This is a genomic window from Halorubrum sp. LN27, assembly GCF_016635065.1.
In the GTDB taxonomy this organism is placed as follows: domain Archaea; phylum Halobacteriota; class Halobacteria; order Halobacteriales; family Haloferacaceae; genus Halorubrum; species Halorubrum salipaludis.
The window spans coordinates 1,423,068-1,449,408 of record NZ_JAEPET010000001.1 but is presented as its reverse complement, the minus strand read 5'-3'; the positions used below and the strand labels follow the sequence as shown (position 1 = coordinate 1,449,408).

Sequence of the window (26,341 nt, the reverse complement as noted above, 5' to 3'; positions counted from 1 at the left end):
TGTGTCCTCGTGGTGTTATCCGAACATCGCGCCGAGACCCTCGCCGCCGTCGTCGCCGTCGTCGTCGTCGGCGTCGTCGTCGGCCGCCTCAGCGTCGTCCGAGTCGTCTTCTTCCTCCGCCTGTTCCTCCTCGTCGGCGTCGTCCGTCTCCGGAGCCGGGGCGGCTTCGACGCCCTGCAGCTCCTCGGGGAGCGCCTCCTCGTCGTCGATCTGAGCCGCGAGCGCGCGGAGCTGGGCGTCGGCCTTCCCGATGAGGTCGGGCACGACGTCCGGGCTCTCAATCTCCGCGAACAGCCCGACGGACTTCGCCTCGCCGGACGCCTTCGCGAGAAGGGTGCCGGCGGTGGCGGCCGTCGGGTACGCGGCGTTGACGGAGAGGTTCCGCGCGGCGGCGGCCGCCGAGCGGATGTCCGCCTCGTACTCGTCGACATCGATCTCGAGCTCGTCCGGCTCGAACAGGACGCCGTCGGAGTAGACGCCCTTGAGGTCGAGCCCGACTTCCTTCGGCTCGATGCCGAGCTCGGTCAGGACGTTCGCGAGGTCGTCGTCGACGACCTCGCCCTCGGAGAGGACCTTCGAGTCCTCGGTGACCATGATCGAGCCGTCCTGGATGCGCGCGGCCGCGCCGACGGTCTGGAGCTCGCCGACGAACGGCCCCGGGTCGACGCCCGTGTCACCCTCGGGGATGACGACGTCGTTGGGGGCCACCTCGCCCGCGTTGATCGGGGCGGGGGTCTTCGAGGCTTCCAGCTGCTTGAAGAGGCCGAACGGGTTGTCGTTCGTGCCGATGAGCGCGACCTGACCCGAGACGTACTGGGTCAGCTCTTCGACGCCGTCGTTCACCTCTTCGAGCGCGCGGACGGTGAGCGTGTTGCGGCTCATCCGGACGTCCGCGGAGCCGTGGAGCTCGCGGCGCATGGCCTGGAGCTGGCGGCTCGGGATGCCGGCGACGCCGACGATCCCGACGGAGTTGAACGACTCGATGAAGTCGACGAGCTCGTCGACCTCCTCCTGTTTCCACTGCGGGATCGTCTCGGTCTTGCGGACCGAGCTCATACGGGCACCTCCTTGGCGGGACCCATCGTGGTCTTCACGTAGATCCCGTCGATGTTGAGCGGCCCCTTCTCGAGGCTCGCTTCGAGCCGCCGGATGATGACGTCGATGTTGTCCGAGATCGCGTCGGGGCCCATGTCTTCGGCGCCGACGCGGGTGTGGAACGTGCGCCGGTCTCGCGACCGGAGCTGCACGGTGTTTTTCATCCGGTTGACTGTGTCGACGACGTCGTCGTCCGGCTGTAGTGGGGTAGGCATCTTCCCGCGCGGACCGAGGACGGTACCGAGGTACCGACCGATGTCCTGCATCAGGTTGGCCTCCGCGACGAAGAAGTCGGTCTCGTCGGCCAGGTCCTTTGCGCGGTCGTCGTCGTCTCCTAAGTCTTCGAGGTCGTCGCTGTCGAGCACTTCGTCAGCGACCTCCTCTGCGCGGACGGCGGTTTCGCCCTCCGCGAAGACGACGATCTGTGTCTCCTGCCCCGTTCCAGCCGGCAGCACGACGGACTCGTCGATTCGGTTCGACGGATCGTTGAGGTCGAGGTCTCGCAGGTTGATCGCGATGTCCACGGTCTCGCGGAAGTTCCGCTCGGGCGCATCGTCGAGTGCGAGGGTTACGGCCTCTTGTATTGTGTCTGCCATTTTCACCTCCGTAGTACGCAGGTCGCTCCTACGGGTCAGTGAAACAGGCGAAGCCTGTCTCACCGGAAAGTGGTTCATCGGAGGTTTAAAAGCGTCGAACCGCCGGTCGGGGTGTGAACCGGAGACAGGGGCCGTGCGGGCGGTTCGCGCACCGACCCTCCACCGGGCGATTCGACGGGCGTCGAACTCGAGAACGTCGCGTAGGGGAACCCTTTTGATGCCGCTCGCCGACCCACGAGGTAATGATTCAGGGTGGTCCGGCGTGACGATGGACGACCGCATCGAGGACCTCCGCGAGCGCCGCGAGCGGGCCGCGCTCGGGGGCGGCGAAGAGCGGATCGAGTCCCAACACGAGAAGGGCAAAATGACCGCGCGCGAGCGCATCGACTACTTCCTCGACGACGGGACCTTCCACGAGTTCGACCGATTCCGCACCCACCGGAACCACAAGTTCGGGATGGAGGAACAGCAGATCCCGGGCGACGGCGTCGTCACGGGGTACGGCGAGGTGAACGGGCGGAAGACGTTCGTCTTCGCCCACGACTTCACCGTCTTCGGCGGCTCGCTCGGCGAGGTGTTCGCCGAGAAGGTGTGCAAGGTGATGGACAAGGCGATGGACGTGGGCGCGCCCGTCGTCGGCCTCAACGACTCCGCGGGCGCCCGGATTCAGGAGGGCGTCGGGGCGCTCGGCGGCTTCGCGGAGATCTTCCGGCGCAACACGGAGGCGTCCGGCGTGATCCCGCAGATCTCGGCGATCATGGGCCCGTGTGCGGGCGGCGCGGTGTACTCCCCCGCGATCACGGACTTCACGTTCATGGTCAAGGACACCTCGCACATGTTCATCACCGGCCCGGACGTCATCGAGACCGTCACGGGCGAGGAGGTGAGCTTCGAGGAGCTCGGCGGCGCGGTGACCCACACCTCGACCTCCGGCGTCGCGCACTTCGCCGAGGAGAGCGAGGAGGAGGCGCTCGATAACATCGCGCGGCTGCTCTCGTACCTCCCCGCGAACAACGTCGAGGACCCGCCCCGCGTCGAGCCGTGGGACGACCCGGAGCGCGCCGACGAGGAGCTGGCCGACATCGTCCCGAACGCCCCCCGGAAGCCGTACGACATGAAGGAGGTCGTCGGCAGCGTCGTCGACGAGGGGTCCTTCTTCGAGGTCCAAGAGAACTTCGCGAAGAACATCGTCGTCGGCTTCGCCCGCCTCGACGGCCACTCGATCGGGGTCGTCGCCAACAACCCCCGGGTGAACGCCGGCACGCTCGACATCGAGTCGAGCCAGAAGGGCGCGCGGTTCGTCCGCTTCTGTGACGCCTTCAACATCCCCATCCTCACCTTCGAAGACGTGCCCGGATTCATGCCCGGAACCGACCAGGAGCACAACGGGATCATCCGCCACGGCGCGAAGCTGCTGTACGCCTTCTCGGAGGCGACCGTCCCGCTCCTCACCGTCATCACCCGAAAGGCGTACGGCGGGGCCTACTGCGTGATGTCGTCGAAACACATCGGCGGCGACGTGAACTACGCGTGGCCGACCGCCGAGATCGCGGTGATGGGGCCGAAGGGCGCCGTCAACGTCCTCTATCGCGAGGAGCTGGCGGAGGCCGACGATCCCGACGCGCGGCGCCAGGAGCTCATCGACGAGTACCGCGAGGAGTTCGCGAACCCGTACACCGCCGCCGACCGCGGCTTCGTCGACGACGTGATCGAGCCCGCGGAGACCCGCGCGCGGCTGATCGACGACCTGACGATGCTGAAGGGGAAGCGCTCGGACGCGCCCGAGAAGAAACACGGCAACATCCCGATCTGATGGCGGCCGACGCCCCCCGCGCCGACGACGCGCCGTCCGCCGACACCGACGGCGACGCGGACGCCGCCCTCGATCGCCTGTCGATCCCGGACGACGCCGGCGACGCGGAGGCGGCCGCCATCGCCGCCGCGGTCGCGGCCCACCTCCGAGACGGCGAGCGCGCCGCCGCCGCGGCCGCCGCCGCGGACGGCGAGCCGGAGTGGGAGGGCGAGCGCTGGTCGTTCGCCGGTCGGGTCGATCGGCTGCAGAATCGGTCCGTCCGCGTGCCCGTCGACGCGCCGACCGACCCGTGGACCGCGGCCGGCCGCGCCGACCGGTTCTGAGTCGGAGCGCGCATTCCCCCGGCGGCGAACCCGGTCGATCCGGCGGCCCTCAGTGGGCCTCGGCGGTTCGGCCGCCATGCGAACCCGTCGGAGGGCGCGTCGGAAGATACGTCCGATCGCGTATATGTCTGGGGTTGACAGCTACGATCGACAGCGACTGCTGACAGCCGCCGTCGACGGCGACCGCCGACAGCTACCGCCGCCGGGTCACGCCTCGCGCGACTCGTCGGCGTCGGCGCCGCCGTCTCCGGGGTCCTCGATCGGGTCGTCGCGCCACTCGTCCGCCGAGCCGCCGCCGAGGAGGCGGTTGAGGACGATCGGGACGACGCCCGCGAGGACGGCGAGGAGGCCGATCCGGACCAGCAGCGAGGCGTCCGTCAGGAGCGTCGCGGCGAGGTACGCGCCCGCCGCGACCAGCACGGACGGCAACACGTAGGGGTTTCCGGCCGAGAGCATGTCCGAGTATGGCGGCCGGCAGGCCCTTAACCGTCTCGGGGAGTCGCGGGGTTCGCGGACGCAGTACGACGATCGTCGTCACCGATCGTCGTCGCGGACCGATAGAATGAGGTGGGTTATGGTGGAATAACCGTGTAAGAATGTTCGACAAGGTTCTGGTCGCGAACCGCGGCGAGATCGCGGTTCGGGTGATGCGCGCCTGTGCGGAGCTGGGTGTCGACACCGTCGCGGTCTACAGCGACGCCGACAAACACGGCGGCCACGTCCGGTACGCGGACGAGGCGTACAACGTCGGGCCCGCCCGCGCCGCCGACTCGTACCTCGACGGCGAGGCGGTCGTCGACGCCGCGCGGAAGGCCGGCGCCGACGCGATCCACCCCGGATACGGCTTCCTCGCCGAGAACGCCGACTTCGCGGCCCGCGTCGAGGCCGCCGACGGGATCACGTGGGTCGGCCCCGCCAGCGACGCGATGGAGCGGCTCGGGGAGAAGACCCACGCCCGCCGCGTGATGGACGACGCCGACGTGCCCATCGTCCCCGGCACGACCGAGCCCGTCACCGACGTGGCGGCCGTCACCGAGTTCGGCGACGAGCACGGCTACCCCGTCGCGATCAAGGCCGAGGGCGGCGGCGGCGGTCGCGGGATGAAGGTCGTCGAGAGCGCCGACGAGGCCGAGGATGCGCTCGAGTCCGCGAAACGCGAGGGCGAGGCGTACTTCTCGAACGACTCCGTCTACCTCGAACGCTACCTGGAGACCCCCCGCCACGTCGAGGTGCAGATCGTCGCGGACGCCGGCGAGGACGGCGAGGGACCGGCCGACGAGAGCGACGTGGTCCACCTCGGCGAGCGCGACTGCTCGCTCCAGCGCCGCCACCAGAAGGTGATCGAGGAGGGTCCCTCCCCCGCGCTCTCCGACGAGCTGCGCGAGAAGATCGGCGAGGCCGCCCGTCGCGGCGTCGCCGCCGCCGACTACACCAACGCCGGCACGGTCGAGTTCCTCGTCGAGGAGGACGTCGACCGCGACCCCTCGGAGCCGCTCGGGCCGGACACCCCCTTCTACTTCCTCGAAGTCAACACCCGCATTCAGGTCGAACACACCGTCACGGAGGAGCTGACCGGGATCGACATCGTGAAAGAGCAGCTCCGGGTCGCCAGCGGCGAGGGCCTGTCCGTCTCGCAGGACAACGTGGATCTGGATGGCCACGCGATCGAGTTCCGGATCAACGCCGAGAACGCCGCGAAGGAGTTCCAGCCCGCCAACGAGGGCCGGCTCGACACGTACGACCCGCCGGGCGGGATCGGCGTCCGCGTCGACGACGCGCTCCGGCAGGGCGACGAGCTGGTGACAGATTACGACTCGATGATCGCGAAGCTGATCGTGTGGGCGCCGGACCGCGAGGAGTGTCTCGCCCGGTCGAAGCGCGCGCTCGCGGAGTACGACCTCGAGGGCGTCGTCACCATCGTCCCGTTCCACCGGCTCATGCTCGACGACGACCGCTTCGTCGACGGCACCCACACCACGAAGTACCTCGACGAGGAGCTCGACGACGAGCTGATCGCGGAGGCACAGGAGAAGTGGGGCACCGAGTCGTCCGCGGGCGGCGACGACGAGGAGGTGTCCGAACGCGAGTTCACCGTCGAGGTGAACGGCAAGCGCTTCGAGGTGGAGCTGGAGGAGCGCGGCGCGCCCGCGATCCAGGTGCCTGGGGGCGGCGCGGGCGGGGGCGGCGGCCAGCAGCGCCCCCCGCAGGCGACCGACGACGACGGGGACGATGACGCGGTCGACGTGGCCGAGGGCGGCGAGGCGATCGAGGCGGAGATGCAGGGGACGATCCTCTCGGTCGACGTCGACGAGGGCGACGAGGTCGCCGCGGGCGACGTGGTCTGCGTGCTCGAAGCGATGAAGATGGAGAACGACGTGGTCGCCGAGCGCGGCGGCACCGTCGCGAGCGTCCGCGTCGGCGAGGGCGACAGCGTCGACATGGGCGACGTGCTGATCGTCTTGGAGTAGCGCGCCGACGCCCCGACGCCGATTCTCACGCGGCGAAATCCGCGACGCCGGGGTTTTTATCCGCGACCGTCGGAACGGGTCACATGAAGCGCCGCGCGGTGGTGGCCGGACTCTGTGCCGTCGCCAGCGCGGGCTGTACCGATCGGCTCCGGGACCTCGCGGCGTCGACGCCGCGGGATCTGGCCGTCCGGAGCCGCTACGTCGACGGCGACCCGCTCGTCGAGGGACAGAGCGTGCGCTCGCTCCCCGAGGGACTGCTGACGCACGCCGCCTCTTTCCGGTCGAAATCGACGGCGAACGCGGCGGTCCGACCCGGTCAGCCGGAGACGACGGCGTTCGTCGAGGAGACCTCGTTCGTCGACGACGGCGGCGGGTCGGTGCTCGTCGCCGCACAGCGCCTCACCGCGCCCGAGGTCGAGCTCCGGCTCGGCTCGGTCAGCCGCACCGGGGACCGTTCCCTCCGCGTCGCCGTCGACGTGGCGGGGGTCCGCGGCGAGGTCGAGACCGACGACCCCGTCGTCAAGACCCTCCTCCTGCGGCTGACGGACGAGCGGGGGCCGCCCGAGCGCGTCGTCGTCTCGATCGACGGCGACCGCGCCGGGGTGACCGTCTGAGGCGGGCGCCGCGACTCCCCCGTCTGGACGCGGCCGATCGCCCGGCCCGTCTCGCGTCCCGCGATCGTTTAGTGGCTCGGCGGTCTTCCGTCGGTATGACATCCCTTCGTCGCCGCCTCGTCGGGTCCACGCTGCTCGTCGTCGCCGTCGTCGCGTTCGCGTTTGCGGCCGATATCGCGCCCACGGTCGTCCCCGAGTCGGCGGCCGCGTCGGCCGACGTGGCGCGCATCGCTCCCTCGCCGGTCTCCGGGCTCGCCGCGCCGGCGCTCCTCGCGGTCGGTTCCGTGCTTCTGGTCGCCGGCGGGGCCGCGCTCGCCGGCGCCGATCTCTCCGCGCGGGCGACCCTCCTCGCGCCCGCCCTCGGAGCGGTCGTCGCCTTCGCGGTCGCGTCCGGAATCGTCGCCGCGCCCGCCGCGGTCCTCCCGCGTTCGCCGAGGCGGAGGCGCTGGCGGCCGCAGTCGGCGGGTGGCCGGGCACGATCGCGGCCGGCGCCGTCGTCGGAGCGGCGATCGCGCCCGTGGTCCGCGCGGCGACCACGGAGGACACGGTCACCCTGCTCGTCGGTGCGGCGCTGCTGCTCGTCGCGGTCGCCGCCGCGTCCGACTCGCCGCTCGCGCTCGTCGGCGGCGGCGTCGCCGGCGCCCTCGCAGTAGGCGCGCTCTGGGCGATCGATCCGGCGACGTGGCGCCCGTGAATCGGCCCGTGGCGCCCGTGAATCAGCCCGTGGCGTCGGGTCAGAAAGAGGAAGCGGTCGGCGCTCAGTCGCTCGGCCGCTCGCTTTCGGCCTCCAGTTCGATGTCGCGGTCGGCCTCCCGCGTCTCCCCCTCCTGACGGGCGAGGTCGACATCGCGGGCCGCGTCCGCGTCGCGCGTCTCGTCGGTGCGGAGGTCGCTGTCGGCCACCGTGTCGAGCTGTTCGAGGGCGCTCTCGATGTCCTCCAGCCCGAGCAGCTTCTCCGTCTCCTCGTCGAACTCCTTCCCCTCTAACCCCTCCATCTGTTGCACGTCGGAGCCGGACAGCGCCTTGCCGTAGCGGCCGACCAGACTCGTCAGTTCCTGCGGGAGGACGAACGTGGTCGATTCGCCCTTGCCGAGCTCTTCTAAGGTCTCCATGCCGCGCTCGATGATGGCGCGTTCGCCCATCGACTCGGCCGAGCGGGCCCGCAAGACCGTCGAGATCGCGTCCCCCTGCGCTTCGAGGATCTGGCTCTGCTTTTCCCCCTGCGCGCGGATGATGTTCGACTGCTTGTCACCCTCCGCCTGCTCGATCGCCGAGCGGCGTTCCCCCTGCGCTTCGAGGATCATCGCGCGGCGGCGACGCTCCGCGCCCGTCTGTTGCTCCATCGCGCGCTGGACCTCCTGTGAGGGGCTCACCTCGCGGACCTCGACCGCCTCGACGCGGATCCCCCACTCGTCGGTCGGCTCGTCTAACTCCTCGTTGATGCGGTCGTTGATCTGGTCGCGCCGGGAGAGCGTGTCGTCGAGCTCCATGTCGCCGAGGACGGCGCGGAGGGTCGTCTGTGCGAGGTTCGAGACGGCGTTTTTGTAGTCGTCCACTTCGAGGAAGGCCTTCTTGGCGTCCATCACCTTGATGTAGACGACCGCGTCCGCCGTCACCGGCGAGTTGTCCCGCGTGATCGCCGACTGGCTCGGCACGTCGATCGTCTGCGTCCGCATGTCGAACGCGTACGTGCGGGAGACGAACGGCGGGATGAGGTGGACGCCCGGCTCGAGCAGCTTGCGGAACTCGCCGAACACCGTGAGCGCCTCCTTGTCGTAGGCGTCGACGATCTCGACCGCGCTGACGACGGTGACCGCCGCCACCAACACCGCGAGCGCCGCGACCCCGTAGACGAGGCTCTGACTGAGGAGGGCGAAGCCGACGAGGAGCGCGCCCGCGAGCGCCGTGTACTGCCAGACGCCCTCGGGGATTGAGCTCGTCGCCTCCCCCATCTTGAAGGCGGTACTGCGCGGACCTTGTGTTCCCATGGCCTCAGTTACGGCCCGACGCTGTTAACGGTTGGCACGAGCCCCTCGTTTCCGGTGGAGATCGGACGGAGTTCGCGGAGTTCCGCCCGATGTCTGCCTCCAAGATACCGGAAACGCCCGCAACGTCCGGGCGGCTTTAAGCGCACGGCGCGCGCATGCCGAGCCATGCCAACAGACGAGGACGACGGCGACCACGAGTTCGACACGCGAAGCGTCCACGCGGGATCGAGCGCGGACCCGGCCACCGGCGCCCGCGCGACGCCCATCTATCAGACGACCTCCTACGAGTTCGAGGACGCCGACCACGCCGCCCGGCTGTTCGGGTTGGAAGAGGCCGGAAACGTCTACTCCCGGCTGATGAACCCGACCAACGCCGCCCTCGAAGAGCGGATCGCCTCGCTGGAGGGCGGCGTTGGCGCGGTCGCGACCGCCTCCGGGATGGCCGCGCTCGACGTGACGACGTTCCTGCTCGCGTCCGCCGGGGACAACATCGTCTCGTCGTCGGCGCTGTACGGCGGCACCTACACCTACCTCACCCACTCCGTCGAGCGGCGCGGGATCACGACGCGGTTCGTCGACCCGCTCGACTACGAGGGGTACGCCGACGCGATCGACGAGGACACCGCCTACGTCCACCTCGAAACCATCGGCAACCCGGCCTTGGTCACGCCCGACATCGAGCGGATCGCCGACATCGCCCACGACCACGGCGTCCCGCTGTTCGTCGACAACACGTTCGCGACGCCCTACCTCTGCCGGCCGCTGGAGCACGGCGCGGACCTCGTCTGGGAGTCGACGACGAAGTGGCTCACCGGCAACGGAACCACCGTCGGCGGGGTCGTCGTCGACGGCGGCTCGTTCCCCTGGGGAGAACACGCCGAGAAGTACCCCGAGATCGCGCAGGACAACCCCGCGTACCACGGGATCAACTTCGTCGACGCGTTCGGCGACGCCGCGTTCACCTTCGCGGCGGTCACCCGCGGGCTCCGCGACCTGGGCGACCAGCAGTCGCCGTTCGACGCCTGGAACACCCTCCAGCAGACCGAGTCGCTCCCGCTTCGGATGGACCGTCACTGCGAGAACGCCGGCATCGTCGCAGAGTACCTCGAGGAGCACGAGGACGTGGCGTGGGTGAACTACCCCGGACTAGAGAGCCACGAGACCCACGAGGAGGCCAGCGAGTACCTAGAGGGCGGCTACGGCGGCATGATCACCTTCGGGCTGGAGGGCGGCTACGAGGCCGCGAAGGGGACGGTCGAGGAGGCCGACCTCGCCTCCCTGCTCGCGAACGTCGGCGACGCCAAGACGCTCATCATCCACCCGGCGTCGACGACCCACCAGCAGCTCACCGAGGAGGAACAGGAGTCGGCCGGCGTCACGGGCGACATGGTGCGGCTCTCCGTCGGCATCGAGGACCCGGCCGACATCGTCGCCGACCTCGAAGCGGCGATCGAGCGCGCGTCGGCGTAGTCCGACGCGGAGAGCGGCCGTCGGCTCTTATAAGTCGTCGCCGTCGAACTTCCAGAGCCCGGCAAGCGGCGGCGCGATCGTCCAGAACACGAGCATCGACACCGCCGAGATCTGTCGGTTGACGGTCTCGCCCGAGAACAGCTGCTCCCCGAGGAACGCGCTGGAAAGCAGTTCGACACCGGAGATCGGGTTCGCGACCCGCAGGAACACGCGGACCTGTCGTTGGGAGACCGGAAGCGGGTCGATCAGCCCGCTCGCGGCGTCGAGAAGCTGCCCGGTGACGAAGCCCCACAGCACCACGAACAGGACGAAGATAGCGACCCCGCCGATCAGCGCGCGGCGCTGCGTCGTCGCGGCCGCCGAACAGCCGACCGTGATGGCGACGAAGACGATCCCGAGGACCGCGGCGAAAACGGTGTAGCCGAGGAACGCGCCGACGTTGAACGTTGCGAGCGCCCCGGTCTGTGCGAGCGCGAACAGCACGAGCCCCGGCAGCAGAAATCCGGCGAGGACCGCGAGCGCGAGCGCGCCGCCCCGTCCGATCACCTTCCCGAAGACCACGTCGGCCCTGGAGTGCGGCAGCGACAGGAGCAGCTTCAGCGAGCCGGACTCGCGCTCGCCGCTGACGGCGTTGTACCCGACGACGACGCCGACGAGCGGGACGAGCGTCGTCACGAGGAAGGGGCCGACGGCGAAGCTCAAGAGGGCCTCGGTCGCGAACTGTTCGCCCTGGCCGGTCGGCCTGACGACGTACGCGAAGATCGCGACGAGAAGCGAGAACAGCGCCACGAGGATCAGCATTCCACGGGAGCGCACCGCCTCCTGGAAGTCCTTCTCCGCGATGGCGACGAGGCTCATCGGCTCACCTCCTCGGGCGCCTCGCCGGCGCGTTCACTCGGCGCGTCGCCCTCGGTGTACGCTAAGAAGAGGTCCTCCAGCGACGCCTCTCGCGTGTGGAAGTCGGCGACGGCGACCCCGGCGTCCTCCAGGGCGCCGATGACTCGCGTCTTCGCCCCGTCGGCGCAGCTCACGACGAGGACGTCGCCGTCGCGGTCGACGCGGCTCACGCCGTCGACGTCGCGGACCGCGTCGGTCGCGCTCTCGTCGCCGTCGCCCTCGATCGCGATCTCAAGCGTCTCCTCGCCGCCGACGGCCTCGCGGAGCCCCTCCACGGAGTCCTCGGCGACGAGTTCGCCGTCGCGCAAGATTCCGACGCGGTCGCAGACGGCCTCGACCTGTTCGAGGATGTGCGAGGAGAAGAAGACCGTCGCGCCGCGGTCGGCCTCGGCGCGGACGATCTCCCGCATCTCCTTCGCGCCAGCCGGGTCCAGCCCGGAGGAAGGCTCGTCGAGGATGAGGAGGTCGGGGTCGCCCGCGAGCGCCATCGCGAGCGCGAGTCGCTGGCGCATCCCCTTCGAGTAGCCGCCTGCCTTGCGGTCGGCGTCGCCGAGGAGCCCCACGCGGTCGAGAAGGGCGTCCGGGTCGTCGTCCGCCTCCTTCGATCGGACCGCGAACTCGACGTGTTTGCGCCCCGAGAGCCGGTCGTACACCGCGAACCCGTCGGGAAGCACGCCGGTGCGTCGGCGGATCGCGACGCCCTCGGCGGTGGCGTCCCGTCCGAGCACGCGCACCGTCCCCTCGGTCGGCCGGACGAGGTCGAGCACCATGTCGATGGTCGTCGACTTGCCGGCGCCGTTCGGGCCGAGGAATCCGTACACCTCGCCCTCCTCGACGGAGAGATCGAGGCCGCGAACGGCCGTGACGTCGGCGAACTCCTTCGTCACGCCCCGCAGTTCGATGGCGGTCATACCGCCCCGTTGCCGCGTCGTCAGATAAAGGGTTGTGGGTCGTGACTGCGAGTCGCGACGGGAGTGGCGGCGTGTCGGAGGCGACAGCAGCGCACGCCGGGCGAGAGCGACGCGCGTCACCGAGCGGGACAGGAGATCGAGAGAAACCATCATAAAATTGATTATAAATAATAATTATCGTATATTTGACTGTACTCTCGGCTCACGGCACGTACACGCCGGCGAAAGCGGAGATCCGCTTCGGCACTCGCAAATCAGGAGACTACGGAGCTATTTCTCGGCTTCGAAAATTTTAATTATTTATCTAGGGGATGTTCGGCGGGATGATACCGACACCGTTGCAAGCAACTGTTCAGTTCTCGCATAGTCCACTACTGACATTCATAATCGGGCTGATACTCGTCGTCGCGATGCTCGTGTGGCTGGATCTCCCGGCGTTTATCGGGCTGATCATCTCGGCGTTCCTCGTCGGCGTGGTGAACACGATCTTCGTCGCGGACTTCGCCGCCGCCGACGCCGGCAGCCAGGTAGCGACCGCGTTCGGGGACGGCATGGCGGGGATCGGGATACCCATCCTGATGGCCGCGATCATCGGCAAAGGAATGTTGGAAAGCGGTGCGGCCCAGCGGATCGTTCGCGGGTTCCAAGGGGTGCTCGGCGAGAGCAACTCCGACATCTCGCTGCTCGGGAGCAGTTCGGTGCTCGCGGTTCCCGTGTTCTTCGACAGCGTGTTCTACCTCATGGCGCCGCTCGCCCGGTCGATGCGGGCCCGCGTCGGCCGCGACTACACGCTGTTCATCGTCGTCGTCGGCGCGGGGGCCGCGACGACGCACGTGTTCGTCCCGCCCACGCCCGGCCCGCTCGCGGTCGCCGACCAGATCGGAAGCAACCTGTTCATGACGATCGTCATCGGGCTGGTGACCGCCATTCCGGCGGCGATCGTGTCCGGGCTCGTCTACGGTCGCTGGATCAACAGCCGGCTCGACATCCCGCTGCGGGACACGATGGCGACCTCGACGGAGGAGCTACAGGAGGTCGCCGACCGGCCGACCAGCGAGCTGCCGGGCGTGCTCGAGTCGCTGGCGCCGATCCTGCTCGCGGTCCTGCTGATCGGGTCGTCGACGTTCGTCAACACGTTCCAGGAACTGTACCCGTTCCTCGCCTCGCTGCAGCCGATCACCGACTTCCTCGGGAACAAGAACGTCGCGCTGACGATCGCCGCGCTCGCGGCCGCGTACACGTTCTACCGCTACGACGATATGAGCCAGAGCGAGTGGAGCGATGAACTCACCGAGGCCCTGAAAAGCGGCGGGAACATCGCCGCGATCACGGCGGCCGGGGGGGCGTTCGGCGCGCTGCTCGCGGCCTCCGGAATCGGTGACTACCTGGCTAACGCGCTCCAGGAAGTGGGCATCGGCCTGCTCGTCACGGCGTGGCTCATCGCCGCGATCGTCCGCATCGCGCAGGGGTCCGCCACGGCCGCGATGTTGACCGCCGCCGGGATCATGGCGCCGCTCACCGGGCAGTTGACCGTCAACCCGGCCTACCTCGTGATGGTCATCGGCGCGGGCGGGAACATCTTCTCGTGGTTCAACGACTCCGGCTTCTGGCTCGTCAGCGAGATCGGAGGGCTCACCAAGACGGAGACGCTGAAGACGTGGACCGCCCTCACGACGATCATCTCGGTGACGGGACTCGTGACGGTGCTGATCGTCTCGACGATCTTCCCGCTCGTCTGACGCGAGCGGTTCGGGGTTTCCTTTTAAGACGCTGGCACGGATCGAAGTTCGCGCCGCTACTCGTCGCTACCGGTCTACTCACCGCCCTCGGGCGGCCACGCCACCCCGCGATCGCCGAGCAGGTCGGCGAACTCCGCCTCGTCGACGACCGGCACGCCCTCGGCGTCGGCGTCGTCGCGCTTCGACCGTCCCGGACTCTCCCCGGCGACGAGGTAGTCGGTGTTGCCCGAGACGCTCGACGTGGCGTCGGCGCCGTGGGCCTCCACGTGCGCCTGCGCCTCGCTCCGGGTCGTCGACAGCGACCCCGTGAACACGAACGTCAGCCCGTCGAGCGCGTCGCCGGTCTCGACCTCGACCGGTTCGGGGTCGACCCCGCGCTCGCGGAGCCCCTCGATCGCGGCCCGGTTCTCCTCGGCGTCGAGGAACGTCCGGATCGACTCGGCCACCTCGGGCCCGACGTCGTCGACCTCGCGGAGCGCCCCCTCGTCGGCGTCGAGGACCGCGTCGAGGTCGCCGAAGTGCGCCGCCAGCGCGCGGGCCGTCGTCGCGCCCACGTCGGGGATCCCGAGGCCGGCGAGGAAGTCGTCGAGCGGCGGGTCGCGGGTGGCGTCGAGCTCCGCGATCAGGTTCTCGGCGCTCGTCTCGCCCCACCCCTCCAGCGCGGCGAGGTCGTCGACGGTGAGGTCGTATAAGTCCGGCAGCGACGCCACGAGCCCGGCCTCGCGGAGCTGCTCGACCCGTTCGGGGCCGAGCCCCTCAATGTCGAGCGCGTCCCGTCGCGCCCAGTGTTCGACCGCCCGCTCCAGCTGCGCCGGACAGCCGAGCCCGCCGGTACAGAACGCGAGCGGGCCGTCGCGCTCGACGGGGGCGTCACAGACCGGGCAGGTCTCGGGGAAGGCGTAGGTCCCCTCGGACCGCTTCTCGACCACCTCGGGGACGTAGGGGATCACGTCGCCGGCGCGGTAGATCCGCACGCGGTCGCCGACGTTCACCCCGAGCGCCTCGATCTCGGCCGGGTTGTGCAGGGTCGCCCGCGAGACGGTGACGCCGCCCACCTCGACCGGCTCCAGCTCCGCGACGGGAGTCAGTCGGCCCGTCCGCCCCACCTGCACCGTGACGCCCTCCACCGTCGTCGTCGCGGTGCGGGGCGGGAACTTGTACGCGAACGCCCAGCGCGGCGCCCGCGCGGTCGAGCCGAGCGCCTCGCGGTGCGCGCGGTCGTCCACCGAGATCACGACCCCGTCGATCGCGAAGTTCAGGTCCTCGCGGTCGGCCATGAGCCGGTCGCGGTAGTCGAGCGCGCCCTCGATGTCGTCGACGCGCTCGACCCGATCGGTGCGGCGGAGCCCGAACGCGTCGAACGCGTCGAACTCCGCCCAGTGGGTGTCGGGGCGCTCCACAGACGAGCCCTCTCCGTCGTTTTCCCACCCCAGCACGTCGAAGAAGAACACCTCGAGGGGGCGCTCCGCGACGACCGAGGGGTCGAGCTGACGGAGGGTGCCGGCGGCGGCGTTGCGGGGGTTCGCGAACGGCTCCTCGCCGCGCTCCATCAGCTCCTCGTTGTACGCCGCGAACGCGTCGCGGGGCATGTACGCCTCCCCGCGGACCGCGAGCCGGGCCGGCGCGTCGCCGCGCAGCTTCCCGGGGACGGACCGGATCGTCCGGACCTGCTCGGTCACGTCGTCCCCCTCTCGCCCGTCGCCGCGGGTGGCGGCGCGGACGTACTCCCCGTCCTCGTAGACCACCTCGACGGAGAGCCCGTCGAACTTCGGCTCGCAGACGTACTCGACCGCGTCCGGGTCGAACCCCTCGGCGTCGAGCCCGCGCCGGACGCGCTCGTCGAACTCGCGGACCGCGTCGGCCTCGGTCGCGTTGTCGATGGAGCGCATCGGCGCGACGTGCTCGACCGTCTCCAGTTCATCGAGCGGTTCGCCGCCGACCCGCCGGGTCGGCGAGTTCTCGGTCGAGAGGTCGAACGCGTCCTCCAGTTCCTCGAGCCGGGCGAACAGCCGGTCGTACGTCTCGTCGGGGATCAGGGGGTCGGCCTCGACGTAGTACCGGTAGTCGTGCTCGCGGACCGCCGCCCGGAGCAGCGACGCCTGCTCGGCGGCCTCGGCCTCGGAGAGCTCCGCGACCGGCTCGAAGTCGGTCGGCGGCGACTCCACGTAGGGGTTCTCGTCCGGGTCCGCGTGCCGGGGCGACGACCCGGAGTGCGCGCTCGTCATCGCCCGATCCTTGCGGCGGCTCTGGTTAAAAGCGACCGTTCGGGAGCCGGTTCGCCGTCGGCTCGCCGTCAGTTCGCCGTCGGTTCGAGATCGAGACTCTCGGCCCCGTCGCGGGGTTTTAATTCGGCCCGATGCGAACCGAGCGCGTGTTCCGAACGCCCTCCTGTCCGAACTGCGGGAGCGCGTATCTCGTTATCGAGAGGCGGCTGCACGGCTCCCCTCGACGGACGAGCGGGAGGATCGAGAAGAAGTACCGCTGTTTCCGGTGTTTTCACGGGTTCTCGGAGGACGACGTGGAGCCGCCGGCGTAGGCTGCGTCGACGCCGATCCCTACCGTGGAACTCAGCCGTCCCATTCACACGGCGCGTAGTCGATCACTCCCTGCGAGACGTGTACCTCGTCGTCGGTTATCGTGACTTCCGCTTCCGTCCGAAAGTCGTCGACGACGAAGTCGAACCGACGCGTCTCCTCGGAACCGGTCAGCGTCTCGACGGTTAGCTCGTAGCTCCCGAACTCGTCGGTCGGGTGGTACTTCCGAAAGTCGTGGGACTCGATCGTGACGGTCTCGTCGACGAGGGGCTCCTCGCCCGCCAACTCGATACGCACCTCGTGTTCGCGGTCGGCGGTGTTTCTGACCGTGAGACTCGGCGGATCCGGTTTCCTGACCGAATCGACCTCGGTGAGCATGAGGGTCTTCGCCTCGCTGTCGACGTCCTCAACACGGGGGTCGTAGGGGGTGTCGTCGATAACGACGTACGAGTACGAAGCGTCGACCGCGTCGTCGAAGCGCAGCGACTCCGATCGGTAGTCCCCGTTTTCGAGGGCGGCGTCGATTTCGGTCCGAACGTCTCCTGGGAGCCGGTGATACTCGATTCTGACCAAGTGACACTGATCGTAGTCGGGCTCCGAGGCCTCCGAATCACCCGGAGGTTCCGATCGCTCCGAATCCTCCGAAGCCACCGGATCGGCGGTCGACAGACAGCCAGCCGACGGGATTCCGAGCAGACACGCACCGGCCAGTCGCAGCGCGCGCCGCCGATCGGGCGCCATACACCGGCAGTGCAAAGCGGCGGGTGAATGCTTTGTGGCGGCTCGGGGTCGCGCCCTACGCAACCCGCTCGCCCGCGGCGAACACCGCCTCGGGCTCTTGCCACGCCGTCACGTCCTCGGTGGGGTCGGCGTCGAGGACGACGAGGTCGGCGCGGTACCTCTCCTCGATCCGACCCACGTCGTCGAGCCCGAGCAGGTCGGCGGCGTTGACGGTGGCGGCCGCCAGCGCGCCCTCCGGCGAGAGCCCGTAATCGACCATGTACTCCAGCTCCCGCGGGATGTCCGCGAAGAAGTTGAACGGGGTGCCGGCGTCGGTCCCCATCGCGATCGGGACGCCCGCGTCGAGCGCGCGGTCCCACGCGTCGTCGAAGCGGTCGGCCGCGTCCTCGGCCTTGTCGACGGCGTCTTCCGGGATCCCGGCCTCGGTCCCGTGGTCGACGATCCCGCGGAGCGCGCTCGCGGTCGGCACCCAGTAGGTCCCGCGCTCGGCCATCATCTCGGCGGCCTCGCGGTCCATGAAGGTGCCGTGCTCGATGCTCGTGATCCCGGCCTCGACCGCGTTCTTGATCCCCTCCTCGCCGTGGGCGTGGGCCGCGGTGGGCGTGTCGGTCGGCGCGGCGGCGTCGGTAAAGGCCGCCAGCTCCTCGGGGGTGAGCTCCGGGGCGCCCGTCACTGCGCCCTCGGTGAGCACGCCGCCGGTCGCCATGCACTTGAGCACGTCCGCGCCGGCCTGCAGCTGTTCGCGGGCCGCCTTTCGGACCTCGCTTGGCCCGTCAGCTTCGCGCCCGAACCAGTTGCCGTGGCCGCCGGTCATGATCACGTTGCGGCCGCAGGCGAGGACGCGCGGGCCGGTGATGTCGCCGTTCGCGACCGCGTCCGCGGCGTCGAGCGCGAGCGTCCCGCGGCTCCCCAGGTCGCGGACCGTCGTGACCCCCGCTTCGAGGGCGTCTCGGAGGTTACCGGTCGCCCGGTAGCTCGCGGTGTAGTCGCTGTCGGAGACCGCGGTGGCCACGTCTGGCCGCCCGTCCATCATGACGTGGACGTGCGCGTCGATCAGGCCGGGCGCGACCGCCGAGCCGCTCGCGTCCGTCTCGGAGTCGACCTCGTCCTCGCCGCCGGCCGCCTCGACCGCGTCCGGCCCGACGGCGACGATCTCGCCGTCGTCGACCGCGACGTCGGCCTCGCGGGTCCCGTCGGCGTCGACGACTCGTCCGCCTCGGATCACGTGCATGCCCTCACAGGGGAGCGTTCGACCCGTAAACGCTCGGGTCCCGGTAGTCCGTCGCGGGGGAATGAGCGATCCGGTACCGCGTCATGGACTAGTTCGTGTCATACACCCATATCTATAACCGACAGGCCGTCGATTCCCCGGCCATGGCAAGCGACAGACAATCCGGGTCACCCGGCGGACTGTACGCGCAACGAATCGGGACCCCGACGACCAACGACGAGGTGAACGGGTTCTGGCTGTTCGGGTTCGGCGTGTTGCTCGGGCTGGCCGGAGTCGTCCTGTTTTTCCTCACCGAATCGGCGACGACCACCCGCGGGCTCGCGTACGCGCTCGCGGCGCTGGCCCCGCCGTTCGTCATGCTCGGCGCGGTGATTCGCTTCCCGCTCCGCAAAGCGGGGACGTACCTCGGCTACCTCGGGACGGCGGTCAGCGTCCTCGGCGTGGTCTGGTTCGTGAACATCTTCCCGGACGGCTGGTTCACCACCTCCGGCGACCCGACCGTGATCGCCGTGTACGGGGTCGGCCTCGGGCTCATCGGGCTCGCGGGGACGGTCGTGCCGCTCATCACCGATCCGGTCCGCGAGGACTACGAGCGGATGCAGACCGAGACGGCGGCCGCGACCGCCGAGCGCGACGAGACGAGCGCGGAGCTGGAGTCGACCCGCGAGGAGTTGGCGGCGGCCGAGTCGGAGCTGGAGTCGACCGAATCCGATCTCGCGGCGGCCAACGAGGAGCTGTCGGAGACGGAGTCGGCGCTCGACGCGGCCCGCGCGGAGACCGCGGCGCTGCGGGAGAGCAAGGCGCGGTTCGAGCTGTTCGAGGACGCGGGCGGCAAGCCGCGCTGGCGGCTCCGCCACCGCAACGGCAACGTGATCGCGACCGCCGGACAGGGGTACAGCAGCCGGGGCAAGGCCCAGAAGGGACTCCACAGCGTCCGGCGGAACGCGCTCGGCGCGGGGATCCTCCGGATCGAGACCCCGGTCGACGAGGCCGAGGCGATCGCCGACGACGACGGTCCCGAGCCCGAGGACGCCGCGGACCCGGAGGTCGCCGTCCCGAGCGAGGACGAGGAGATCGCGAGCAAGGCGACCTTCGAGCTGTACGAGGACGCGGGCGCCGAGTGGCGCTGGCGGCTCCGCCACGACAACGGGAACGTGCTCGGCGACTCCGGGGAGGGCTACTCCTCCAAGTCGAACGCGAAGCGCGCGCTCGGCCGCGTCCGCGAGCACGTCGCCGCCGCGGACTACCTCCGCGTCGACCCGGCCGCCTTCGAGGTGTTCCGCGACGCGGGCGGCGAGTGGCGCTGGCGGCTCATCCACGAGAACGGGAACGTGCTCGCCGACTCCGGCGAGGGGTACTCCTCCCGGTCGAAAGCCCGGCAGGGGCTCGACAGCGTGCGGTCGAACGCCGCCGAGGCGGGCCTCGAAGCGGACGGCGAGAAGAGCGAAGGTGGGAGCAAGGCGACCTTCGAGATCTACGAGGACGCCGCCGACGAGCACCGCTGGCGGCTCCGCCACGACAACGGGAACATCATCGCCGACTCCGGCGAGGGGTACGCCTCCGAGTCGAACGCGCGGGACGCGGTCGAGCGCGTCCGCGAGTACGGTCCCGACGCCGACGTGTTAGAGGTCGGCAGCGCCGCCTTCGAGATCTACGAGGACGCCGGCGAGGAGTGGCGCTGGCGGCTCCGCCACCGCAACGGCAACATCGTCGCCGACTCCGGGCAGGGGTACGCCTCCCGGTCGAACGCGGTCGAGGGCGTCACGACGGTGAAGCGGAACGCGCCCGGCGCGGAAGCGGAGACGGTCTCGGGCGAATCGGGCGAGTAAGTCGACGCTTGCCGGGGTCGCCGGCGCGGTTTTCGCGTTCTTTTAAAAGTCGATCAGGATGTTTGAAGAGCCGATCAGGACGCCGCCAAGAGCTTCAGCCGCAGATCCCGCTCGTCGACCTCGTACTTGAACGCCGGGTGACCGTCGATCAGCACGTAGGGGACGCGCTCGCCGTACTCCTCGGCCAGTTCGGGGTCCTCGTCGACGTCGACCATGTCGAGGTCGATCGCCACGTCGAGGTCGGCGGCGGTCGACTCGATGGTCTCGCGGGCGACCTCGCACAGCGAACAGTCCTCACGGGTGTACACCGTGACGGGGACGGCCTCCGAGGCGTCCGTCTCGCTCATACATAGGGGTTGGATCGGGGGCGCCGAGTCGCTTTCGATCAATCGGATTCGTGGGTGTTGCTGGTGGTGTGGGGAACGCTTCCAAAGCTCTAGTCGCTCGCTTATAAGTCGGCGCTGGCGGCGGATCGGCGGTGAACGCCTCCAAAGCCCCAGCCGCGACGGCTCGGTACGCTCGCTGCGGTCCTCAGTCGGTCACTCCGTTCGCTCCTTGCGGTCCTTACGTCGCGCGCCTTCGTCCTCGCGGCTGCCCCTTTGAGTCCCACCCCGCTACAGCGACCGCACCTCACACCTCCCCAACCTCGTCGCTGGCGCCCTCCGCTTCGCTCCGGGAGCCAGCGACTCCCTCGCGCGTGCTCCTCGGCCGCGAGGCGGCCTCGGAGGCACGCGCCACCGCACATCGGCTTATAAATGGTTTACTCACCGCTGTCACGGATCTCGGCCGGCGTCACGGAAAAATCGGAGGTGTTGCGATCGCGGTGCCGTCGACGACCGGAGATCGCCGATCTGCCTTTTAAGCGATCTTGTCGTACTGCTCGGAGAGCTTCTCTGCGGCCTCGTCGAGCAGTTCCGACTCGTACTCGTCGAGGTCCCACTCGACGACCTCCTCGACGCCGTCGGATCCGAGCTTCGCCGGGACGCCGAGCGCGGTGTCCTCGTAGCCGAACTCGCCGTCGAGCACGACCGAGCAGGGGAGCACCTCGCCGGTGTCGTTCAGGATGGCCTCGACGGTGTGCGCGACCCCGGTGGCCGGCCCCCACTGCGTGGCGCCCTTGCGGCTGATCACGTCCATCGCGGACTCCTGGAGGTCCTCGAGGATCGCCTCCTTCTCGTCGGCGTCGAAGCTCGGGTCGCGGCCGTTCACGCGCACCTTCGAGAAGACGGGGGCCTGCGCGTCGCCGTGCTCGCCGAGGATCGTCGCCTCGACGTTCTTGACCGGGGCGTCGAAGCGCTGCGAGAGGACGTAGCGGAAGCGCGCGGAGTCGAGCCGCCCGCCGAACCCGACCACCTTGTGGCGGTCGCGGTCGCCCGCCTCGTACAGGTGGCGGTTGAGGAGGTCCACCGGGTTCGAGGTGGTGACGGTGACGAAGTCGTCGTTGTGCTTGGCGAGCGAGGCGCCGATGTCCTCCATGATCGGCGCGTTGTCGCCGGCCAGGTCGATCCGGGTCTGGCCCTCCTTGCGCGGGATCCCGGCCGTGATCACGACCACGTCGGAGCCGGCGGTGTCCGCGTACTCGCCCTGCCGGACGGTCGTGTTCGAGTCGTAGGCGACGCCGTGGTTCGCGTCGGCCGCCTGCCCGATCGTCGTCTCGCGCTGGTCCGGGATGTCGACGAAGACGAGCTCGTCGACCACGTCGCGCAGCGCGAGGTTGTACCCGGCCGCGGCGCCGACGGTCCCCGCCGCACCGATAACGCTGACCTTTGTCATACCGTGTGAAGTCGGGGCGGGGCGGCGAGTAAACGTTTCGGAACCTCACGAACCTACACGCCCGTGCGGCGGAGCGCGTCGCGAAAACCCTAACTCCGGCGGCCGCGCACACCCACTCAGTGCCGACGTTCCGCTACCCGTGTCCCGGCTGTCGAACGACCAACAGCCTCCACGACGCCGACTGCGACTTCGAGGGCGTGAGCTGGCCGACCATCGAGAAGGCGTACACGGACCTGTTGACCGTCCTCACCGCCGAGCCGGACGGGATGGCCGAGTCGACGCTCCGCGAGGCGGTCCACGGCGAGTGGAGCGGCCTCCACAAGGCCGCGCTCGGCGCCTTGGAACGCGAACAACGCGTCGTCGAGGACGGCGACCGGCTCCGCCTGCTCACCGCGGCGGAGTTCAAGGAGCGCGTCTCCGAGCCCACCCGCGACCCGATGCGGACCGTCTACGAGCACGGCTCCGTCCCCGGCTGCCACGACAACGCCGTCTTCGCGATGGTCGCGTGGTACGAGATGGTCGGGCTCTCGTGGCCCGAGACCCGCGAGAACGTGATCGACTGGCTCCGCGAATCCGGCGCGTGGGACCGCGGCGGCTTCGAGGAGTCGACGCCCGAGGAGCTCGTCGACGCCAAGCGCCACGTGTACGACGAGGGCTACGGCTGGAAGGAGAAGGGACAGGCCGCGAAGCGCGTGATCGAGCGCCACCTGTAGGCCGCGCCCGCTCCCGTCTCGACCGCGGCGCTCGCGCGACCGCCTTTTAAGTTCCCGCGCGGCGACTCACCGGCGTGACGCATCCGGAGGCCGGCGCCGCGTCGATCGGGGACGGGACCGAGGCCGTCGCCGAGATCCCGACAGGGGACAGCGACGGCGCGGGCGACGACGGCGCGGGCGGCGACGGCGCGGGCGACGACGGCGAGAGCGGCGACCCGCCGCGGTCCCCGACCGTGGCCAACCCGAGACGGGCGCTCGCCGTGGTGATCGGCGTCGTCTTCATCGATCTGGTCGGCTTCGGAATCGTGATCCCGATCCTCCCCTTCTACGTGCGGTCGTTCGGCGTCAGCGACGCCTTCATCGGGCTGCTCGCGGCGTCGTACTCGCTCGCGCAGTTCCTCGCGGCGCCCACGCTCGGCCGGCTCTCGGACCGGATCGGCCGCCGTCCCGTGCTGCTCGCGTCGCTCGCGGCCGCCGGCGTCGCGTGGGTCGCCTTCGGGTACGCCGGCGAGGCGGGCGCGCGCTTCGGGACCGTCGCCGCGCTGGCGGCGCTGTTCGGCTCCCGGACCCTCGCCGGAGCGATGGGCGGGAACATCGCCGCCGCGCAGGCGTACGTCGCCGACATCACCCCGCGGGACCGGCGGGCGGGCGCGCTCGGGCTGGTCGGGGCCGCGTTCGGGCTCGGCTTCGTCTTCGGCCCGGCGATCGGCGGCCTGCTCGCCGCCGACCCCGTGGTCGCCCGCGCCGACGCCCTCCTGCCGGCGTTCGTCCCGGCCACCGCCTACTCGCTCCCGAGCTTCGCGGCGGCGGGGATGAGCTTCCTCGCCGTCGCCGTCGGGTTCGCCTTCCTCGAGGAGCCGAACAGGACGCGCCCGGCGGAGGGAGCGGCGGGGAACCGGGCGGGTCGCACCACCGCAATCGGGCAGTTCCGCGACGCGCTCGCCTCGGCCGCGCTCCGACCGCTGACGGTCGCCTACTTCGTCGTCGCCGTCGCGTTCGCGGGCGTGCAGGTGATGTTCATCCCGTACGTCGCCGACGCGTTCGGCTACGACGCCACCGCCGCGGCGTTCCTCCTCACCTACGTCGGCGTCCTCGGCGCGGTGAACCAGGGCGTGCTCGTCGGCCGGCTCTCGCGGGTCGTCCCCTCGCGGACGCTCGTCGCGGCCGGGTCGGTCGTCCTCGCGGCCGCGCTCGTCGCGATCCCCGCGACCGGGCTCGTCGACCGGACGGCCGGCGGCGTCGCCCTCGGCGGCCCGGCGTGGCTCACGCTCCCGCTCGTCGCGCTGCTCGTCGCGCTCGCCGCGCTCTCGCTGGGGAACGCCCTCGTGAACGTCTCGCTGGCGACGCTCGTCTCGACCTCCGCCGGCGACGCGGAACAGGGGGCCGCCTTCGGGGTGACGCAGGGCGCCTCGAGCCTCGGGCGGACCGTCGGCCCGCCGCTGATGGCCGTCCTCTACACCGTCGCCGTCGCGTCCCCGTTCCTGATCGGCGCGCTCCTCCTCGTCCCCGTGGCCGTCGCGTTCGGCCGGTCGGCGGGGCTCGGACGGGCGGCGGACTCCGAGCGGTCGGCGGAGTGAGCGCAGTCGGCGGAGTGAACGCGGACAGCGCCGCCGCAGCGCGATAGTTTTACCTCGCGGCTCGCCCTCCTGACCGACACATGCTCGACGCCGTCCCCGCGTGGCCCGCCGTCGGCTCGCTCGCCGGCGGGGCGGGGGCGATCGGCCTCGCGCTGGCGATCCGCGAACACCGGGGTCGCCCCGGCGTCGACTGGTTCCTCGGCGTGTTCGCCGCGCAGGCGACGTGGTGTTGCTCCTACGGGGTCGGACTGCTCGTCGACGACCTCGCCGTCCGAAGGGCGTTAGAGGCGACGATGTGGCTCGGGATCGTCTGGACCGGGATCGCCTTCCTCGGCTTCGCGCTGGCGTACACCGGGCGCAGCGACGTGGTTCGCAGCCGGCTGTTCGCGGGTATCGTCGGCTTCGGCGCCCTCTCGACCGCGGTCATCGTCACCAATCCGATCCACGGCGGGTTCTGGACCGGGCTCGGCTTCGATCCGGTCTTCGGCGTCGCGACCGTGTCGTACGCGCTCGGCCCGTGGGCGTACCTCGTCGTGGCCGTCGAGACCGTGCTCGTCGCCAGCGCCGTCTTCCTGCTGGTCGACACCCTGCTCAGCTACGGCCCCCTCTACCGGCGAGAGAGCGCCGCGGTCGCGCTGAGCTCGCTGCCGCCGGGGTTCGCCCTGGTCGCGTGGACGCTGGAGCTCGGCCCGGTCCCGCAGCTCCAGCTCGCGCCGCTGATGTTCGTCCCGCACATGCTGCTGGACGCGTACGCGTTCGACCGCGCGGAGATGTTCGACCGCAATCCGACGACCAGCCGCGCCGCCGAGCGCACCGCGATCGACGACCTGACGGACCCCATCGTCGCGCTCGCGCTCGACCGACGAGTCGTCCGGCTCAACCCGGCGGCCGAGGCGGTGCTCGGCGTCGACGCCGAGACCGCCCGCGACCGTCCCCTCGCGGAGTTCCTTGACCTGCCGATCCGCGTCGGGGGCGGCTCCGGTGGCGACAACTCGGAGGACGGTGCCGACGGCGATGGTCCCGATCTCGACGACGACGCCGAACCCGACGACGACGCCGAACCCGACGACGATGCCGAATCCGACGACGACGCCGAACCCGCCGGCGGCTCCCGCGAGACGGTCGAGATCGACGCCGCGACCGGAACGGGCCGGCGCACCTACGCGGTGTCGACCTCGCGGCTGACCGACCCGAACGGGACCCACGTCGGGTACACGGTCGTCCTCTCGGACATCACCGAGCGCGAGCGCCGCCGCCAGCAGCTGGAGGTGCTCAACCGCATCCTGCGCCACAACCTCCGCAACGACGCCGGGGTCGTCCGCGGCTACGGCGAGATCCTCCGCGACCGCCTCGAGGACGACGAGCTGGTCCGAATGGCGGACGCGATCGAGCGTCGCGCGGGCGCGCTGGCCGCGCTCGGCGAGAAGGCCGGCACCGTCGAACGCCTCGTCTCCGACGCCGACGCGAGCGCGGTCGCGGTCGACGAGCTCGTCGCGTCCGCGGTCTGCGACGCCCGCGACCGCGCGCCCGACGCGACCGTCGAGTCGGCGCTCGGCGAGGGGGACTGGACCACGCGCGTCAGGGAGGACGCGCTCCGGGCGATCGTCGAGAACACCGTTGAGAACGCGCTCGACCACCACGACGGCGAGGGGACCGAACGCGGGGACGGCGGCCCGTGGATACGGGTGTCGCTGCGTCGGGGGGGCGGCGGAGGAGGGGGCGGCGACGGCGGCGAAGACAAAAACGAAGGCGACGGCGACAGCGGCGACGGCGAGGGGGGCGACGACCGGTTCGTCCTCGTCGTCGAGGACGACGGTCCCGGCATCCCCGACCACGAGGTCGAGGCGGTCGAGTCCGGTCGGGAGACCGCGCTCGAACACGGCTCGGGGCTCGGCCTCTGGGTCGTCGAGTGGGGCGCCGCGGCGATCGGCTCCGAGGTCGACTACGCCGACCGCGAGCCGCGCGGAACGCGCGTGACGGTGTCGATCCCGGTCGTAGACGACGACTGACGCCGAGCCGGCCACGGCGG

The 26,341-nt window shown here is 70.4% G+C and carries 22 protein-coding genes; 11 read left to right on the top strand and 11 right to left on the bottom strand.

Annotation, left to right across the window (positions count from 1 at the left end; genetic code table 11):
• Window positions 1-15 precede the first annotated feature (15 nt).
• Both JIN95_RS07080 and JIN95_RS07075 read right to left on the bottom strand, forming a co-directional pair.
• Window positions 16-1,056: a 50S ribosomal protein L10 gene (locus JIN95_RS07080; protein ID WP_095636892.1), complete on the bottom strand. Its 1,041-nt coding sequence runs from the start codon at window positions 1,054-1,056 to the stop codon at window positions 16-18.
• A complete protein-coding gene (locus JIN95_RS07075; RefSeq protein WP_095636893.1) occupies window positions 1,053-1,691 on the bottom strand; it encodes a 50S ribosomal protein L1 in 639 nt (212 codons plus the stop codon). The genes JIN95_RS07080 and JIN95_RS07075 overlap by 4 nt, the downstream gene beginning before the upstream one ends.
• Before the next feature lie 268 nt (window positions 1,692-1,959).
• On the opposite strand from JIN95_RS07075, the gene JIN95_RS07070 reads away from it, so the two are divergent.
• Both JIN95_RS07070 and JIN95_RS07065 read left to right on the top strand, forming a co-directional pair.
• On the top strand, window positions 1,960-3,504 hold the full coding sequence (locus tag JIN95_RS07070; protein WP_095636894.1) for an acyl-CoA carboxylase subunit beta: 1,545 nt from the start codon (window positions 1,960-1,962) through the stop codon (window positions 3,502-3,504).
• Window positions 3,504-3,827, top strand: a complete 324-nt coding sequence (locus JIN95_RS07065) for a hypothetical protein (RefSeq protein WP_234699173.1) — start codon at window positions 3,504-3,506, stop codon at window positions 3,825-3,827. Before JIN95_RS07070 ends, JIN95_RS07065 begins: the two co-directional genes overlap by 1 nt.
• A 207-nt stretch (window positions 3,828-4,034) precedes the next feature.
• Here JIN95_RS07065 and JIN95_RS07060 read toward each other — a convergent pair whose 3' ends face one another.
• Window positions 4,035-4,283 (bottom strand): hypothetical protein, encoded by a 249-nt coding sequence (locus JIN95_RS07060; RefSeq protein WP_095636896.1) that lies wholly within the window; start codon window positions 4,281-4,283, stop codon window positions 4,035-4,037.
• 140 nt (window positions 4,284-4,423) lie between these two features.
• Here JIN95_RS07060 and JIN95_RS07055 point away from each other — a divergent pair, with 140 nt between their 5' ends.
• The 3 genes from JIN95_RS07055 (at window position 4,424) to JIN95_RS16480 (ending at window position 7,603) form a co-directional block, all read left to right on the top strand.
• Window positions 4,424-6,295 carry a biotin carboxylase N-terminal domain-containing protein gene (locus JIN95_RS07055; protein WP_200530949.1) on the top strand — a complete coding sequence of 624 codons (1,872 nt, stop codon included), beginning with the start codon at window positions 4,424-4,426 and terminating at the stop codon, window positions 6,293-6,295.
• Window positions 6,296-6,378: 83 nt separating this feature from the next.
• Window positions 6,379-6,909, top strand: a complete 531-nt coding sequence (locus tag JIN95_RS07050; protein WP_200530948.1) for a hypothetical protein — start codon at window positions 6,379-6,381, stop codon at window positions 6,907-6,909.
• A gap of 517 nt (window positions 6,910-7,426) precedes the next feature.
• Window positions 7,427-7,603: a hypothetical protein gene (locus tag JIN95_RS16480; protein WP_321169255.1), complete on the top strand. Its 177-nt coding sequence runs from the start codon at window positions 7,427-7,429 to the stop codon at window positions 7,601-7,603.
• A gap of 64 nt (window positions 7,604-7,667) precedes the next feature.
• Here the strand turns inward: JIN95_RS16480 and JIN95_RS07040 are convergent, their stop codons facing one another.
• Window positions 7,668-8,897, bottom strand: coding sequence for an SPFH domain-containing protein (locus tag JIN95_RS07040; RefSeq protein WP_200530947.1), 1,230 nt, complete (start codon window positions 8,895-8,897; stop codon window positions 7,668-7,670).
• A gap of 165 nt (window positions 8,898-9,062) precedes the next feature.
• Here JIN95_RS07040 and JIN95_RS07035 point away from each other — a divergent pair, with 165 nt between their 5' ends.
• Window positions 9,063-10,367, top strand: a complete 1,305-nt coding sequence (locus JIN95_RS07035; RefSeq protein WP_095636901.1) for an O-acetylhomoserine aminocarboxypropyltransferase/cysteine synthase family protein — start codon at window positions 9,063-9,065, stop codon at window positions 10,365-10,367.
• Between the two features lie 27 nt (window positions 10,368-10,394).
• Here the strand turns inward: JIN95_RS07035 and JIN95_RS07030 are convergent, their stop codons facing one another.
• Together JIN95_RS07030 and JIN95_RS07025 are read right to left on the bottom strand one after the other, a co-directional pair.
• Window positions 10,395-11,225 carry an ABC transporter permease subunit gene (locus JIN95_RS07030; RefSeq protein ID WP_095636902.1) on the bottom strand — a complete coding sequence of 277 codons (831 nt, stop codon included), beginning with the start codon at window positions 11,223-11,225 and terminating at the stop codon, window positions 10,395-10,397.
• Window positions 11,222-12,175 (bottom strand): ABC transporter ATP-binding protein, encoded by a 954-nt coding sequence (locus tag JIN95_RS07025; RefSeq protein ID WP_095636903.1) that lies wholly within the window; start codon window positions 12,173-12,175, stop codon window positions 11,222-11,224. Before JIN95_RS07025 ends, JIN95_RS07030 begins: the two co-directional genes overlap by 4 nt.
• A gap of 323 nt (window positions 12,176-12,498) precedes the next feature.
• Here JIN95_RS07025 and JIN95_RS07020 point away from each other — a divergent pair, with 323 nt between their 5' ends.
• Window positions 12,499-13,914 carry a gluconate:H+ symporter gene (locus JIN95_RS07020; RefSeq protein WP_200530946.1) on the top strand — a complete coding sequence of 472 codons (1,416 nt, stop codon included), beginning with the start codon at window positions 12,499-12,501 and terminating at the stop codon, window positions 13,912-13,914.
• A gap of 74 nt (window positions 13,915-13,988) precedes the next feature.
• Here the strand turns inward: JIN95_RS07020 and ligA are convergent, their stop codons facing one another.
• The 3 genes from ligA to JIN95_RS07005 form a co-directional block, all read right to left on the bottom strand.
• Window positions 13,989-16,139, bottom strand: coding sequence for an NAD-dependent DNA ligase LigA (gene ligA, locus JIN95_RS07015; protein WP_200530945.1), 2,151 nt, complete (start codon window positions 16,137-16,139; stop codon window positions 13,989-13,991).
• Between the two features lie 342 nt (window positions 16,140-16,481).
• Complete coding sequence (locus tag JIN95_RS07010; RefSeq protein ID WP_200530944.1) at window positions 16,482-17,189, bottom strand: hypothetical protein; 708 nt, start codon at window positions 17,187-17,189, stop codon at window positions 16,482-16,484.
• A gap of 55 nt (window positions 17,190-17,244) precedes the next feature.
• Window positions 17,245-18,420 carry an amidohydrolase family protein gene (locus JIN95_RS07005; protein ID WP_200530943.1) on the bottom strand — a complete coding sequence of 392 codons (1,176 nt, stop codon included), beginning with the start codon at window positions 18,418-18,420 and terminating at the stop codon, window positions 17,245-17,247.
• A gap of 143 nt (window positions 18,421-18,563) precedes the next feature.
• Between JIN95_RS07005 and JIN95_RS07000 the strand changes: the two genes are divergently transcribed.
• Complete coding sequence (locus JIN95_RS07000) at window positions 18,564-20,249, top strand: HVO_2922 family protein (RefSeq protein WP_200530942.1); 1,686 nt, start codon at window positions 18,564-18,566, stop codon at window positions 20,247-20,249.
• A 74-nt stretch (window positions 20,250-20,323) separates the two neighbouring features.
• Here the strand turns inward: JIN95_RS07000 and JIN95_RS06995 are convergent, their stop codons facing one another.
• Together JIN95_RS06995 and mdh are read right to left on the bottom strand one after the other, a co-directional pair.
• The gene (locus JIN95_RS06995) at window positions 20,324-20,596 is read right to left on the bottom strand and encodes a glutaredoxin family protein (protein ID WP_200530941.1); all 273 of its coding nucleotides are present in this window, start codon (window positions 20,594-20,596) and stop codon (window positions 20,324-20,326) included.
• A gap of 511 nt (window positions 20,597-21,107) precedes the next feature.
• On the bottom strand, window positions 21,108-22,022 hold the full coding sequence (mdh, locus tag JIN95_RS06990) for a malate dehydrogenase (protein ID WP_200530940.1): 915 nt from the start codon (window positions 22,020-22,022) through the stop codon (window positions 21,108-21,110).
• A gap of 119 nt (window positions 22,023-22,141) precedes the next feature.
• Between mdh and JIN95_RS06985 the strand changes: the two genes are divergently transcribed.
• The 3 genes from JIN95_RS06985 (at window position 22,142) to JIN95_RS06975 (ending at window position 26,321) form a co-directional block, all read left to right on the top strand.
• Window positions 22,142-22,735 (top strand): hypothetical protein, encoded by a 594-nt coding sequence (locus JIN95_RS06985; protein ID WP_095636911.1) that lies wholly within the window; start codon window positions 22,142-22,144, stop codon window positions 22,733-22,735.
• 233 nt (window positions 22,736-22,968) lie between these two features.
• Complete coding sequence (locus tag JIN95_RS06980; RefSeq protein WP_321169271.1) at window positions 22,969-24,312, top strand: MFS transporter; 1,344 nt, start codon at window positions 22,969-22,971, stop codon at window positions 24,310-24,312.
• Window positions 24,313-24,392: 80 nt separating this feature from the next.
• Complete coding sequence (locus JIN95_RS06975) at window positions 24,393-26,321, top strand: histidine kinase N-terminal 7TM domain-containing protein (protein ID WP_200530939.1); 1,929 nt, start codon at window positions 24,393-24,395, stop codon at window positions 26,319-26,321.
• Window positions 26,322-26,341 lie beyond the last annotated feature (20 nt).

Excerpts from the sequence above, each read along its gene's own strand:
- JIN95_RS07005 (WP_200530943.1), bottom strand. The coding sequence starts at position 18,420 with ATGCACGTGATCCGAGGCGGACGAGTCGTCGACGCCGACGGGACCCGC.
- JIN95_RS07070 (WP_095636894.1), top strand. The coding sequence starts at position 1,960 with ATGGACGACCGCATCGAGGACCTCCGCGAGCGCCGCGAGCGGGCCGCG.
- JIN95_RS07040 (WP_200530947.1), bottom strand. The coding sequence starts at position 8,897 with ATGGGAACACAAGGTCCGCGCAGTACCGCCTTCAAGATGGGGGAGGCG.
- JIN95_RS07010 (WP_200530944.1), bottom strand. The coding sequence starts at position 17,189 with ATGGCGCCCGATCGGCGGCGCGCGCTGCGACTGGCCGGTGCGTGTCTG.
- JIN95_RS06975 (WP_200530939.1), top strand. The coding sequence starts at position 24,393 with ATGCTCGACGCCGTCCCCGCGTGGCCCGCCGTCGGCTCGCTCGCCGGC.
- JIN95_RS07080 (WP_095636892.1), bottom strand. The coding sequence starts at position 1,056 with ATGAGCTCGGTCCGCAAGACCGAGACGATCCCGCAGTGGAAACAGGAG.
- JIN95_RS07060 (WP_095636896.1), bottom strand. The coding sequence starts at position 4,283 with ATGCTCTCGGCCGGAAACCCCTACGTGTTGCCGTCCGTGCTGGTCGCG.
- ligA (WP_200530945.1), bottom strand. The coding sequence starts at position 16,139 with ATGACGAGCGCGCACTCCGGGTCGTCGCCCCGGCACGCGGACCCGGAC.
- JIN95_RS07050 (WP_200530948.1), top strand. The coding sequence starts at position 6,379 with ATGAAGCGCCGCGCGGTGGTGGCCGGACTCTGTGCCGTCGCCAGCGCG.
- JIN95_RS07035 (WP_095636901.1), top strand. The coding sequence starts at position 9,063 with ATGCCAACAGACGAGGACGACGGCGACCACGAGTTCGACACGCGAAGC.
- JIN95_RS07065 (WP_234699173.1), top strand. The coding sequence starts at position 3,504 with ATGGCGGCCGACGCCCCCCGCGCCGACGACGCGCCGTCCGCCGACACC.
- JIN95_RS07020 (WP_200530946.1), top strand. The coding sequence starts at position 12,499 with ATGATACCGACACCGTTGCAAGCAACTGTTCAGTTCTCGCATAGTCCA.
- JIN95_RS07025 (WP_095636903.1), bottom strand. The coding sequence starts at position 12,175 with ATGACCGCCATCGAACTGCGGGGCGTGACGAAGGAGTTCGCCGACGTC.
- mdh (WP_200530940.1), bottom strand. The coding sequence starts at position 22,022 with ATGACAAAGGTCAGCGTTATCGGTGCGGCGGGGACCGTCGGCGCCGCG.
- JIN95_RS06995 (WP_200530941.1), bottom strand. The coding sequence starts at position 20,596 with ATGAGCGAGACGGACGCCTCGGAGGCCGTCCCCGTCACGGTGTACACC.
- JIN95_RS07055 (WP_200530949.1), top strand. The coding sequence starts at position 4,424 with ATGTTCGACAAGGTTCTGGTCGCGAACCGCGGCGAGATCGCGGTTCGG.
- JIN95_RS07030 (WP_095636902.1), bottom strand. The coding sequence starts at position 11,225 with ATGAGCCTCGTCGCCATCGCGGAGAAGGACTTCCAGGAGGCGGTGCGC.
- JIN95_RS07075 (WP_095636893.1), bottom strand. The coding sequence starts at position 1,691 with ATGGCAGACACAATACAAGAGGCCGTAACCCTCGCACTCGACGATGCG.
- JIN95_RS07000 (WP_200530942.1), top strand. The coding sequence starts at position 18,564 with ATGGCAAGCGACAGACAATCCGGGTCACCCGGCGGACTGTACGCGCAA.